This is a genomic window from uncultured Roseobacter sp. (assembly GCF_947495025.1).
GTDB lineage: Bacteria > Pseudomonadota > Alphaproteobacteria > Rhodobacterales > Rhodobacteraceae > Roseobacter.
The window spans coordinates 638572-651877 of sequence record NZ_CANLXG010000003.1 but is presented as its reverse complement, the minus strand read 5'-3'; the positions used below and the strand labels follow the sequence as shown (position 1 = coordinate 651877).

Annotated in this window: 10 protein-coding genes; 5 read left to right on the top strand and 5 right to left on the bottom strand. The window is 59.0% G+C overall.

Going from position 1 to position 13306, the window contains the following annotated elements:
* Window positions 1-168 precede the first annotated feature (168 nt).
* Together Q0792_RS17245 and Q0792_RS17240 are read left to right on the top strand one after the other, a co-directional pair.
* Window positions 169-1422, top strand: coding sequence for an aconitase X catalytic domain-containing protein (locus Q0792_RS17245; RefSeq protein ID WP_298843662.1), 1254 nt, complete (start codon window positions 169-171; stop codon window positions 1420-1422).
* On the top strand, window positions 1419-1820 hold the full coding sequence (locus Q0792_RS17240; protein WP_298843660.1) for a DUF126 domain-containing protein: 402 nt from the start codon (window positions 1419-1421) through the stop codon (window positions 1818-1820). The genes Q0792_RS17245 and Q0792_RS17240 overlap by 4 nt, the downstream gene beginning before the upstream one ends.
* 14 nt (window positions 1821-1834) lie before the next feature.
* Here Q0792_RS17240 and Q0792_RS17235 read toward each other — a convergent pair whose 3' ends face one another.
* The 3 genes from Q0792_RS17235 to Q0792_RS17225 form a co-directional block, all read right to left on the bottom strand.
* Window positions 1835-4129, bottom strand: coding sequence for a hypothetical protein (locus Q0792_RS17235; protein WP_298843657.1), 2295 nt, complete (start codon window positions 4127-4129; stop codon window positions 1835-1837).
* A gap of 67 nt (window positions 4130-4196) precedes the next feature.
* On the bottom strand, window positions 4197-5303 hold the full coding sequence (locus Q0792_RS17230) for a hypothetical protein (protein ID WP_298843654.1): 1107 nt from the start codon (window positions 5301-5303) through the stop codon (window positions 4197-4199).
* Between the two features lie 25 nt (window positions 5304-5328).
* Entirely contained in the window at window positions 5329-6447 is a 1119-nt protein-coding gene (locus Q0792_RS17225; protein WP_298843652.1) for a hypothetical protein, read from the bottom strand.
* 649 nt (window positions 6448-7096) lie between these two features.
* On the opposite strand from Q0792_RS17225, the gene Q0792_RS17220 reads away from it, so the two are divergent.
* Window positions 7097-8131 (top strand): fatty acid desaturase, encoded by a 1035-nt coding sequence (locus tag Q0792_RS17220; protein ID WP_298843650.1) that lies wholly within the window; start codon window positions 7097-7099, stop codon window positions 8129-8131.
* 29 nt (window positions 8132-8160) lie between these two features.
* On the opposite strand, the gene Q0792_RS17215 is transcribed toward Q0792_RS17220, so the two are convergent.
* Complete coding sequence (locus Q0792_RS17215) at window positions 8161-8709, bottom strand: DinB family protein (RefSeq protein ID WP_298843648.1); 549 nt, start codon at window positions 8707-8709, stop codon at window positions 8161-8163.
* A gap of 343 nt (window positions 8710-9052) precedes the next feature.
* Here Q0792_RS17215 and Q0792_RS17210 point away from each other — a divergent pair, with 343 nt between their 5' ends.
* Window positions 9053-10594 carry a M81 family metallopeptidase gene (locus Q0792_RS17210; protein ID WP_298843646.1) on the top strand — a complete coding sequence of 514 codons (1542 nt, stop codon included), beginning with the start codon at window positions 9053-9055 and terminating at the stop codon, window positions 10592-10594.
* Here Q0792_RS17210 and Q0792_RS17205 read toward each other — a convergent pair.
* A complete protein-coding gene (locus tag Q0792_RS17205) occupies window positions 10591-11502 on the bottom strand; it encodes a LysR family transcriptional regulator (protein ID WP_298843645.1) in 912 nt (303 codons plus the stop codon). The genes Q0792_RS17210 and Q0792_RS17205 overlap by 4 nt on opposite strands.
* Before the next feature lie 185 nt (window positions 11503-11687).
* On the opposite strand from Q0792_RS17205, the gene Q0792_RS17200 reads away from it, so the two are divergent.
* Window positions 11688-13268, top strand: a complete 1581-nt coding sequence (locus Q0792_RS17200; RefSeq protein WP_298843642.1) for an ABC transporter substrate-binding protein — start codon at window positions 11688-11690, stop codon at window positions 13266-13268.
* Window positions 13269-13306 lie beyond the last annotated feature (38 nt).

Here is a 13306-nt window from a genome sequence, read left to right as displayed (position 1 = left end):
CTGACCCTGCCTTGCCCCCGGAGATATCGGGTCCGGAAGACGGATGATGTGTCATGACCAATTCATGGCTGACGCCCGGTTGCCGGTCGGGTCTGCAAAGTTTTTCTTGAGTATCAAGCCTGCCGCAGCCCAGACTGAACTCACCTGACTGATGGACGCCGGGGCCAGATGAAACTTTCAGTAACCGACAGGGCGGTTCTTGCGGGCGAAACCGGCTCGACCGGAGAGCGTATGGCACTTGAGCTGGTGACAAAAGCTGCAGCGATGCTCGGTGCTGACAGGTTGATCCGCATTCATTCCGGTCATATCGACGGATGCCTTTTCCACGGCAATGCCGGGGTCACTTACTGTGAAAAACTTGTGTCCGGCGGGGCACAGGTGCGCGTGCCTGCCACCACAAATGTCGGTGCGCTGAACCTGTTACGCCCCGATCAGTGCAGACTGTCGTCTGCGGCGCGAAAGATGGCTTTCCGCCTTATGGTCGCACATGAAAAACTCGGTTGCCGCCCGAGCTGGACCTGTGCACCGTATCAGGCCGGAGCACGACCGGAAGCCGGACAGCAGATTGCCTGGGGTGAATCCAATGCCGTTGCTTTTGCCAATACCGTTCTTGGCGCCCGGACCAACAGGTATGGCGATTTTCTCGACATTGCCTGCGCCATATCCGGAAAGGCGCCCTTTTACGGGCTGCACATTGCCGAAAACCGATACGCCCGGCTGGTTCTGGATACGTCATTGCTGCCTGCCGCAGTCACGCAGGACAGTGCATTTTATCCGGTGCTGGGGTCTTTGATCGGCAGGCTGGCGGGCGAAACAGTCTGTGCTGTTACCGGGCTGCCGCGGGACGCGGACGAAGACAAACTCAAGGCTCTTTGCGCCGCTGCCGCGTCAACCGGCGCTGTGGCCCTCGTGCATCTGGTTGGCGTCACACCCGAGGCCCCGGATCTGGATACAGCGCTTGGCGGGAATGAGCCCGAGGCAACCGTGACGATCACAGCTGAGATGATGGCAGATGTGCGGCGCAACCTGAGTATGGTTTCTGACGGCCCGATCGACTGCGTCGCCGTTGGCAGTCCGCATTTCAGCGAAGCCGAATGCCGGAGCGTCCTGGCCCTCGCCGGCGGACGCAGTTTTGCTGTTCCTTTTTATATCTGTATGGGCCGGCATACGCTGAAGGCGCTGGGTGCGGACGGTACGGATCTTGCGCTCGTCAGCCTTGGCGTGGAAATCGTGACCGATACCTGTGTTGTCGTCACGCCGGTACTTCCCGCAAAGCCCGGTGTCATGATGACCAATTCCGCCAAATTTGCACACTACGCCATGGGGAACACAGGCCATCTGCCGGTTTTCGGAACACTTGCCGAATGCGTCGCCAGTGCACAGCAGGGGCACGTCAGAAGACCGGGGCAGGGTGACAGATGACCCGCTCAATGCACATACTCTGCGCGGGCTCTGCGGTGGCCGGGGTGCTCCGGCTGACCGAACCGCTGAGTTTCTGGGGTGGGATCGATCCGGCGACGGCGCTGATTACGCTGGCCGGGCACCCACAGCAGGGGGAATCTGTGGCGGGCAAGGCCCTGATCGTGCCCGGTCTGGTCGGATCGAGCAGCTCATCTGCTGTTATGCTGGAACTGATCAGTGCAGGAATAGCGCCTGCAGCGCTTCTCCTGGGCGCGCGGGACGCGATACTGCCGATCGGCGTGGTTGTTGCTGGTCAGATGGGCCTGCCCACGCTCCCGGTTCTGGTGGTGGCTGATCCGCCCTGGCAGACAGGCGACAGAATTTCCATCGGCCTGAACGGGCAGATAGCCCGGATCTGACCGCGGTTTCGAACTTATTTTTTCAGCTCTTTTTCGAGTTTCTCAAGAAGCCGCCCGGTGCCGGCGCGGGTTTCGCGGTCAAATACGCCCGCGCCCGCCCGCTGTACCCGGCGCAGATGCTCGGCTGCCTTGCTCAGATTACTGCGCAGGTATCGCAGTTTTTTACCGTCAAACCGCCGGTATTTGCGCTGTTCGTCGATCCCGAAGCAACGCATGATATTGGCGGCCACGGGGTCTGACGGAATTTTGGCGCGTCCCATTCTTCGGTCGAGTACGGCTTCAAGATCGTCCCGTGCTTTTTCAAGAACAGCAGAGCCTCCAAGAGCAAAGAAGGTCCCGACATCTTCGCGCATCAATATGGTCTCGACCTCGATCTCTTCGTCCGGCGAATGGGGGCGGGCGATAAATACGGGCAGGACGTTTGATGCGGTAACAGCCTCTTTGTCATTGAACGGGTCAGCGTCGCCGGTGTTGATGAAAAACGTGCCGGAAACCTGGACCGTGTAGTGACCGGGTTCGGCAAAACTGAACCCGTCCGCCCCGAATGTCAGGTTGATGTTCTCGCTGTGGGACGCACCCGGCGCCAGCACGCGCACCTGGGTGGTCTCATCTTCCCGGCTGTCTGCCAGATTGCTCAGATCGAAACAGCGTGACACGATCGGGTGAAAATGCAGCGCACGGCTGTCTGCTGTGGCGCCCCGGCCGGACTTTTCAATCCGGACACCCAGAAAACCGCCCTTAGGATCGAGCAGGCGTTTCTGAAGGGGGACGGGCTCCGTGCCGGTGTTGGTAACACGGATTTCCAGAAAGACCTGTTGTCCGAACCTGAATGCTCCCATTCCACTGTCCGGGTCAGGTGGCAGAAGCTCGAGGCGGAGCCCGCCAACGGGCGCATCTGATGCGTAAGGAGTATAGCCCCGCGACGCGCGACTCCAGTAATCTGCCGAATGAAACGGGTCGCCACCGGGGATAATCTGGTTACGCGGTGCATGACGCAGGAATTCCAGTTCATCGGCATCAAATGCAAAGGCGAAACGGTCCCAGTACCCGTCCTCGCGCCCGCCGCCCTGGTATTGCCAGGGGTAGTTCATGAAAGATGTCGAATCTGCATGGCCCACATCGGGCCCGAACCGGTGTGACAGATTCAGCCCGTGCCCGATTTCATGAACCGCTGTCTGTATGACTTTTCTGTCCGGCGCATCTGTGACCCATTCTCTGATCTCGCGTTCAAACACTGCCGACCCCTGGCGTGGCAGCTGTGCAGAAGTGTCAAACATCACCCCCAGAAGACGCTCCCGTTTGGGGCGGCCAAGCCACAGGAGTTGTTGTCGCCACGCGGGACCGGTCAGGCCGGCATCCGCCAGATCAGTCATCAGCGTATGCAGTTCGGACTGTCCCCAGCCTTCCTTCTGCTCGGGGATCCTGTTGCGTATGCCTGTATCCACAACGTCAAACCCCGCATCCTGCAGGGCGGTACGCCATGTCACACGGCGGTGTCCGAAGTTCCAGGACGGCGGGGGCTGCGTCCCGTCTTCCTTCTCCATTTCTATTCCGATCCGGCGCAGATACTGTGACTGCCATTCGGCCGTCATTTCGAACACCATATGCGCGGGCAGTCCTGCGAGCACATCGTCGATCCGCAGCGCGATAACGACGGTGTCCTGCGCGAGCGATGGCCGCAGCCAGACAACGCCGCGTGCGGTGCGTTTGTCGCGGGAACAGAAGTCCGCAGGCCAGCCGACCGCGCGGCCTGGCTCTGGTGTGATACCGGGCGTTGTGCGGAAGGAAGCGAGATAGTCCTCTCCGCCGAACCGCGTCCCCATCAGATCGCCCGAGATGACACCTGAACCGCCAAAATCAACCCGCAGTTCGAGCACAAGTCTGGAATTGCCGCCCGCATAACGACCATCGGCGACTGGCGGCATCCGGGCAGGCAGAGGAACTGCCGCCCGGTCCGGAGCGCCGGGCAGGATATCCAGAGGTGCGCCCCATCCGCCACCCGATGCGCCATCCGGCACGCCGTCGTCGTCATCCGGTTCCGGGTTGACCACAATAATGCTCAGCGTGCTGCCGTCACCGCCACCGCTGACACTGTCGGGTACGCCCTCGGATGGCTCAGTTCCACCACCACCGACGCGGATGATACTGCTGCGTTTTTTGCGTCTGCTTTTTGGTGTCGTCAGCGAAGGGGTACCGGCGGTGCTGATGATACTCTGCGTCCGCGGATCCCCGACCTCGGCACTGACAGGATTTCCCTCGTCATCGAGTTCGATTGTGATCTGCATGGGACGGGTCCGTGGCGTTTTCATTCTGACCTCCTGTCGGTGCAACTGGCCGGTCCGGTTTGTCTGTCACAACCGGCGTCCGGTTCATGCCTTATCCGTCGTGCACGATTTTCAGATTGCAGGACATGCTGTCGCCATCGAGATTGTGATTGACAGATTCATAGGCGATAGCCACCGGCTTCTGCAGCACCCGTTCGAATTTCAGCGCGTTCCCCTGCAGCCCGACAAAGGACACGCCGTCTGTTTCGTTGGCTGCACCATCCGCGTTGGCACTGGTTTCGAGTGCGCGCACAAGGCTTTCCAGGCTGGAAGAGGATGCATCTTCACCAAGCGTAATGTTCAGATCCACATTTCCGGGCACAGGGAGCGTGGTTTCGGGCGTATCACCTGCCGGAACACCATTGAGGCGGCTGGCCGCGAGCCGCGCGATCTGCGCGCTGCTGTAGCGATAGTCAATCTGCCGGGTCTGGATGGTGCGTGTCACGATCTGGAACTGGCACCGTCTTGTCGGATCGCACATGTCTTCAGGGATATCCGGCCGGCCGGCTGCAATGCCTTCTGCCAGGGCGACGGCGTTCTGCGCATGGGGGCAGATATTCGCGACATATTCTTTCTGCACGGCTGAAAACGATCTCACAGCACCCAGCGGGACACCAAAGGCGCGGGTGTCCTTAAAGTCGATATTCACGCTTTCGTTGCGTCCGAATGAGAGACCAAAGGAGCTGAGAAAACCGAAACTGCCCAGAGCGCCACCGGAGGACGCGGACCCCGTAATCGTCGGGAAGGTGACCAGCGGCAGCGTCGTGCGCGCACCATTGTTCAGCGTGACGACGCCGGAACTGAAATCTGCCTGGCTGGGTTTCAGGTCAAAACTGCCGTTGTTTGATGTCGTGTCAGTATTGGTGAAATTGATGCGCGATTTCAGGTAATCGTTGGCTTCTTTCCGCATCGCCTGGACGGTGCCCATCCAGACCTGAACAGTCTGGGTGGCGTCATTTGGTGCGGACGGGTTTGTCGACACAAAGAACACATCGCCCACCTGCAGTTCTTCGCGCGGGGGATAGACAGGGGTGAGGCCCAGTTCGCGAACGGCCTCGAAGTATTCGACCTGGAGGTCTTTCTGTGGCAGGGCCGAGCAGGCCAGCAGGACGAAAAGCCCTGCAAAAGCTCCGAACTTCCTTAAATTACCGGACCGCATAGCGTTCTCCCACCTCAGTTGCCTGTTATTCAAAGCCGCACTGGATCGCATCCCCTGCTGACCGAAGGACGTCGTGGCGCGTAATTCCCTGAAAAGAAGAAGGGCGTCTCGAAAACTGTTCTGTCCACTGCTGGTCTGTCAGGTTCAGACAGGCATAGGTTACCGACGTGCCCTTGTGCCGCGATTCCGCAAAGGGTGCAGGATCCTCACCGCCGCAGAAAGCGCCGGTCCCGGCGGTCGGCAAAGAACACGAGATGTTGCCGTGGCACTGTTTTGCCATCGCGGCGCGTACGTCACAGGACCCGCCGTTTGCGGGACCGGACAGCCGGCCATAACGCGCAGAAATGATGAATACACCCGGTTTCTGCGTTTTGTCGCCGGGCACTACCGCATCAATTGTCGCCCGCAGATCAGTCAGTTTCGCGATATCACTCAGCCGCAGCACCTTTGTGATTTCTGCGGGCGGTTTCAGCAGTTCGTCCATCAGGGCAACGCGGTTGTCGAGTGCGGAATAAAAAAGATTGCGGTCGATGCTTTCCAGAACTTTCCGGAGACTGGTCAGTGCCGGAATTGCGGCCGTCCCGTTCGCAACAGGTCCGCTGAGTTCGATCATCCCCGCAAGTGTTGTGGCACGCGCGGCAATACTGTCCTGAATGCTCAGCAGATCGAGCTGGCCGATCACGCTTTCCAGTGTCCTGACTTTGGATCGGGTGCCATCGCTGACAAATGCCACACCGTTTGCAGTATGCGCGAGGACCGTATCAGCCAGCATGCCAAGGAACTGATCCCTGCGCGCGTCCTCATAGTCAAATACCGCGGCCCGAAGGTCCGCGACGGCGTCAGAGATACCTTCGTTGTCCAGATTGCCACGAATTGCCGCTGCTGTCTGGTTCAGTGAGGTACTGACTTCCTCTGCAGTCGGGTTAAGGGCGGTGTCGATCCGTGCAGAAAGCTGCACCAGAGACTGCCGCAGAGCCGCATCCGCTTCGCCCGCCTCCTCCAGCCCGGCGGCAACCTTGTTCAGTTGCTCAATCAGCTCCTTGTGAGGCGAGGTCTGAGCCGATGTTTCCGTTGCAGCAAACCAGAATAAAAATACCGAAACCAGATGAAAAAAGGTCTGCCCGAATTTGTTGAAATAAGGCATCGTTATTCTCCAATAGATGGAATTCAGCGCAAATAGTTAACCTGTGTCAACAATTTTACAGAGTTTCAGGGCCAGCTCCTGGCGGAGTGTGATTCGTCTGCACCAGCTTTATGAGCCTGTTCAGACGGGCATTGCGCGCGCATGACAGGTGGTGCAAACGGACGTGCTGACCCGCCGCGCAGGTTCTGCGCGGGCCGGTTGTTTCGCAGATGCTGGCGCAATATCAGTCAGATTAGCGTTATAACCGCGCGTTGTCGGGCAGGGAAAATACTGTGCCGTTGCCAGAACCAGATGAACTGGGACAGGCGCACATCCGGTTTTTTCTCTTCGCTCCAGTGAAGGTCCGAAAAGGTCCTGTACTGCGCCTGTTTGTGGACGGTTGTCTGAAAGTCTGAAACCTTTTCAATTGGCGTTATGTTATAAGGCGCGGACCAGCGATCAGGCTTTACCTCCATGAAACAGATGCAAAGCCGGTTCTGCCGAATGCCCTGTGCCACAGGTGCTGTGCCGGGTACAATTTTGCCGGGGTGGCGAATGTCCGTTGGCGCCGGCATCTGAAGGTTGCCGGGACGGCGCACAAGAAGTTCAATTGCCAAAAGGTGCTAAATGTATTCTAACGTCGGCGACAAACAATAATAAACGCAGGCCGATGTTCGATCAATCTGACGAAGCTAAAAACGCGGCCGGCAAGACGCACGCGCCAGAGTGGGTTAAAATCCTTTCACGTTACCGAAAGCCCGACGCGTCCCGCAGCGCGCTCGAGCTTGCAGTAACGGCGGGGCCGTTTCTGCTGCTGTGGGCGCTCGCCTGGTGGTCTTTATCAGTCAGTGCCTGGCTGGCGATTGCGATTTCTTTTCTCAATGCCGCTTTCCTGGTCCGGCTTTTCGCGATCCAGCATGATTGCGGGCATGGGTCTTTTTTCGAGAACAAGACGCTCAGTGACTGGATCGGGCGGGTCATCGGTGTCCTGACGCTTACGCCTTACGACGTCTGGCGGCGGTCCCATGCTATGCATCACGGCTCTTCGGGCAATCTTGGTCGGCGCGGTATGGGCGATATCCACACGCTGACCGTGCGCGAATATCAGGAACGGACGCCGTTCGGGCGTCTGATGTACCGGCTTTACCGCAACCCGATCGTGCTTTTCTGCCTGGGACCGGGGTACCTGTTTTTCATCCAGAACCGGCTACCCCTGGGGTTCATGGACAAAGTCGGTTTCTGGGTCAGCGCTCTGTGCACAAATGCTGCGATCTTCGCTGCGCTGGGCGTGATGTTTTATTTTGGCGGGGCCATGCCGATCCTGCTCATCTTCCTGCCCACCACGCTGCTGGCGGCAACCGCGGGTGTCTGGCTGTTCTACGTGCAGCACCAGTTCGAGACGACCCACTGGGATGCGGACGAAGACTGGCAACTGCATGATGCGGCGCTGGAGGGGAGTTCACATTACGTGCTGCCGCGGGTGCTGCAGTGGCTGAGCGCGAACATTGGCATCCATCATGTTCATCACGTGAACAGCCGCATTCCGTTTTATCGGCTGCCCGAAGTGCTGCGCGATCATGAAGAACTGGTGGATATCAACCGCATGACCATCCGGGAAAGCCTCCGGAATGCACGGTTGCATCTGTGGGACGAGGAGTCCCGGCGCCTTTTGTCATTTGCCCAGGCACGCGCAATCCGCAACTGACGCCGGAGTGCCGCGGATAACAGTCCAGGTCAACCCGCTGACTTAATTTCTTGCAGAAAGCTGCTGTCAGTCCGGGCTGCATAGAGCATCTGAAGATCAGTTGGCTCTGGCTGCGCACCGGCCCGCGTCAGGAGCGCATGGACCTGGCCCCGGTGATGGGTCTGGTGATTTACCATGTGCGCGAAATTAAAGCCAAAACTGGTCTCCGCCGGCTCTGAACCTCTGACCCAGGCTACCGGTCTTATGATATCCTCTTCCGTCAGGCCGTCGGCCAGTGCGACAATCTCGTCATCCAGCGCGACCCGTTCTCTCATGAACTCTCGCCAGTGACGGGGGTTTCCGGTGTAGGGATGGCCGTCTCCGATCTGCCTGGCTGTGTCGTCATCGCCCCGCAAACGCGCAAGCCAGACGCGATCATCCCAGAGGATGTGGTTCAGCGTTTCAGCGACAGACCGGAAAAAAACCCCTCCATCCTGCCAGCGCGCCTGGTCCGACAATCCGTTTGCAGCCTTCAGCAACGAGCGGTTCTGCCAGCGGTTGTAGCGTGCCATCGTTCTGGCAAATTCTGGTGTAATCATTCTCGCGCCCCGGCAATTCTGCGGTGCAGTGTATCAGGTATGCCCCGATCCGTCATTCGCCGAGAAGCTGGTTATCTGCGCTGCACCTTCAGCCCCCGAGTTCGTCAGCAAGGTGATTTCCCGACAGGTTTGCCCGACCTGCACGGTCGGAGGCCAGAACGTGTTTTACTCTTGCTGCGTTCGGTTGCGCGGGTCAGAATTTCTGCACTGTTTCGAAGCGGGCGGCGTGATGCTCCCAGCCTCATGGCCGCTTTTCCGGGGTACCTGCAGGCCGGATGATGTGTTGATCCGGCGCGGGTCTTCCTGTTTGTTCGCTACGTATCCTGAAGAAAGGGACAAAACCATGGCCAGGCCCAGGGTCGCTCTGCTTGGCGCAATACTTGAATCCAACCGCTTTGCTCCGCCCGCTGAGAAAGAAGATTTCACATCGCTGACATGGCTGGCAGGCGAGGATCTGATGGCCGAGGCCAGGTCCGGTGCGCCGAAGTTGGCGACAGAATTTGCGGCTTTTGTCCGTGCCATGGATGCGACGGGAGACTGGACGCCGGTGCCCTGCCTGCTGGCGGCAAGTCATCCCGCGGGACCTGTGCGCGCTGCGGTAATCGAAGAGATTATTGCGACATGCGAAGAGATGCTGCGCGCTGCTGAACCGGTGGACGCTGTCTACATCTGCAATCACGGAGCCATGGTCGCCGAACACGATGATGATCCTGACGGTTTGCTGATGTCGCGCATTCGCGCCGTTGCAGGCCCGGACGTTCCGGTGATTGCGACACTCGATCTTCACGCGAATATCTCCGGGCGTATGGTCAGTTCCTGTGATCTGATTGTGGGCTATCGTACAAATCCTCATGTCGACCAGATCGAGCGTGGCGAGGAAGCCGCCTTTTCGCTCCGGCGCATTCTGGCGACAGGCATTCGACCGGCAGTCGCGCATGCAAAGCTGCCGCTTGTTCCCGCCTCGGTCACTCTTCTGAGTGCTGAACACCCTTATGGAACGCTGATCGACCATGGCCAGCGCAGACAGGCTGAGTACCGCAGCGACATCCTGAATGTCTCTGTTTTCGGCAATTTCCTGTTTTCGGACACACCCGACAACGGCCTGAGTATTGTCGTAACAGCACGCGAAGACAGGCAGTGCGCCGAAGCTCTGGTAACAGAACTGGCGGAAATGGCCTGGTCCTTGCGTAAGGACTTCGTGCGTCAGCTGACATCTGTGAATGACGCCGTGACACTGGCCTGTGAAGACAGGCGAAAGCCCGTAATTTTGTCAGATGCCGGGGACAATCCCGGCGGCGGCGGAAGCGGTCGCACCACCGAGCTGCTTGCGGCGCTGTACCGGGCAGATGTGTCTGATTGCCTGATCGGGTCGTTCTGCGATCCTGAACTTGCCCGCGAGGCCCATAGCGCAGGCGTCGGCAACCGCTTCAGAGCGCGCTTTAACCGGTCATGCGATACGTCGGTGCCCTGGGCAAGATGGGATGCGCCGTTTGATGCGGATGCCGAAGTCCTGGCACTGCACACCGGCGATGTGGTCGGGGAAAGGGGCATGACAGCCGGTCGAAAACTGGTGCTGGGACCATCTGCGGCACTTCGCATTGGGGGCATCACGGTTGTGGTGATCACCGACAGAACGCAAACCGCTGATCCGGTTTTCTTCCACATGTTCGGCCTCGATATCGCTGCGGCGCGAACGGTTGTTGTCAAATCGCGGGGTCACTTTCGCGCCGGGTTCTCCGGCTGGTTTGCGCCTGCGCAGGTTTATGAGATCGACACGGCAGGTCTGACATCGCCGGTTCACGACCGCTGGCCCTTCGCGCATCTGCCGCGCCCGAATTTCCCGATGGACGAGGATACAGAATGGCCGGCCGATCCGTCGGTCTAGACCGGCTCGGAGTATCTGTCGCCCGGTGTCGTCAGTTTGACGAACCGCATGAACTGACGCGCGAGCTGGGATGGCGGCCGTCCGGAAGGCAGGACAAAGCTCGTGTCGTAAAAAACGGCGGCATCAAAGGGTCGGACCACGATACCTTCAAGGCCGGAAGACAACAGTGGAAACGGATTGATGAGCGTCACGCCCAGACCTTCGCGCACGAGTTCGAGCGCGGCCATGTTTGTCGCAGTCTCCGCGACCTGTCTGGGGTGAACGCCGGCGCGGGCAAAGATCTGCTCGGTGATTGCCCGGGTGCCCAGCCTGCGCAGAAATTCAACCAGTGCAACACCTTCGAGATCCTGTGGCGTCACCACCCGCTTTTCGGAGAGCGGGTGGTCTGTCGGCATGGCACAGACAACCTGACTGCGGCGCCACGGCACCAGATGTACGCCGGACCGCTGTATCATTGCGCTGGTCAGCCCCAGATCGTATCGAAGGTCGAGGATACCGGCCACGAGCACGTCCGTTGCCTGAATATCCAGCTGGAGTTTCGTGCCCGGGTTCTTTTTCAGAAAACTCGCAACCCTTGAGATCACAAAGTGATGGGCCAGTGTCGGCGGTACGATCAGCCGCAGGGGTTCGTCATCGGGTGTGGCCCATTCCGCGCCTTCGATGTCCGCCAGCGTTTCAAATATAGGGTCGAGCTTTTCATTCAGCCGCAGTGCTTCATCGGTTGGCTCTATTCGTCCGGAGCGGCGCAGGAAAAGTGACCGTCCTACCCTGGCCTCCAGTTGCGACAGAGACCGGCTGACAGCCGACTGAGAAATCCCGAGCCGCCGGGCTGCGCCGATTGTGGTGCCTGCTGTGATGACGGCGCGCAGGGATTCAAACTCCCGCAGTCTGTGCCGGTGTTCCGTCATGGTGCAGCTAATTTCCTTTCACAACGTCCGAGGCAATTGCAATTACCTGGGTTGATCTATGCCAATATGCATAGCAATCGGTATTGGCAATGATTTTTGCGGTAGATAGCATTTTACCATAAGGCGCAGAACCGGCGAGAGATTCGGCAGTTCGCAGGCGCCATGCAAACAGGGAGTCTTTTTTGATGAGGAAACTCACAGCTGCGACAGCGGTCGCTGCCGGCATTCTGGCTTTTGGAGCCGGTGCCGCTTTGGCCGAGAAACTGACAATCGGTCTTGCGTCCGAGCCGACGTCTTTGGACCCGCATTTCCATAACCTTGGTCCGAACAATGCAATGTCGGTGCATATTTTTGACCGCCTTATCGCGCAGGACGAAAAGCAGCGCCTGTCGCCGGGCCTTGCCGTGTCCTGGAAACCGGTCGACGATCTGACGTGGGAATTCAAGCTGCGTGAAGGTGTCAAATTCCACGATGGGAGTGATTTCACGGCCGACGATGTGGTCTGCACGATGGAGCGCGCACCCGATGTTCCGAACTCACCGTCGGGATATGGCACCTATCTCAAGGGTAAAGAAGTCATCAAGATTGATGACTACACAGTGCACTTCAAGACCGAAGCGCCTTACCCGCTGATGGGCAATGACATCTCAACGATCCCGGTGATTTCGGAACTGGGCTGCAATTCCGCAACCGAGGATTTCAATGCCGGCACTGCCGCTGTCGGGACAGGCCCGTTCAAATTCCAGAGCTACACACCGGGCGAAAGCATCGTTCTGGTGCGCAACGATGATTACTGGGGTGACGTACCTGCCTGGTCCGAGGTTGAATTTCGCCCGATCACATCCGGCCCGAGCCGGGTAGCGTCTCTTCTTGCCGGCGACGTCGATATGATCTCGGGTGTTCCGACAACCGATATTGCGACCCTCGAGGGCAATGCCGACATCCAGCTCAGCCAGGGTGTATCGAACCGCGTGATCTATCTGCACATGGACCAGTTCCGCGAAAACTCACCATTTGTCAAAGCCAACGGGGGCGGTGACATCAAGAACCCGCTGATGGATGTCCGCGTCCGCAAGGCGATCAGCATGGCCATCAGCCGTGACGCCATCGTGGACCGGGTCATGGAAGGTGTGGCGCTACCCGCAGGTCAGCTTCTGCCCGAAGGGTTCTTTGGCGTATCGGACAAACTCGATGTCGTCGCCTATGATCCGGAAGGCGCAAAGGCGCTTCTGGCAGAGGCCGGCTATCCTGACGGGTTCGAACTGACAATCCATGGGCCGAATGACCGCTACATCAACGATGCCAAGATCGCCGAGGCGATCGCCCAGATGCTGACGCGCGTTGGTATCAGGACTGCGGTCGAGACGATGCCCCGTTCGGTCTATTTCGGGCGCGCGTCCAAGGGGTCACCCGAGGGTCTGCCTGAATTCAGCTTCATTCTTGTCGGCTGGGGTGCCGGATCCGGCGAGGCGTCTTCGCCGCTGAAGTCGCTGATCCACACCTATGACAAGGATGCCGGTTTTGGCTCATCGAACCGCGGTCGCCATTCGGATCCTGAGACCGATGCGCTGATCGAGGAGGCTCTGCGCACGGTGGATGACGAGAAACGTCAGGACCTTCTGGCACAGGCGACGGAGCGGGCAATCGAGAACGTTGCGATCATTCCGACGCACTTTCAGGTCAATACCTGGGCTGCACGCAAAGGCCTGAGCTATGTTGCGCGTACCGACGAGTACACACTCGCGACAGGCGTCGTGAAAGAGTAACCACATGGCGCCCGGGCCGCCTGTGTGGCGGCCCGGAA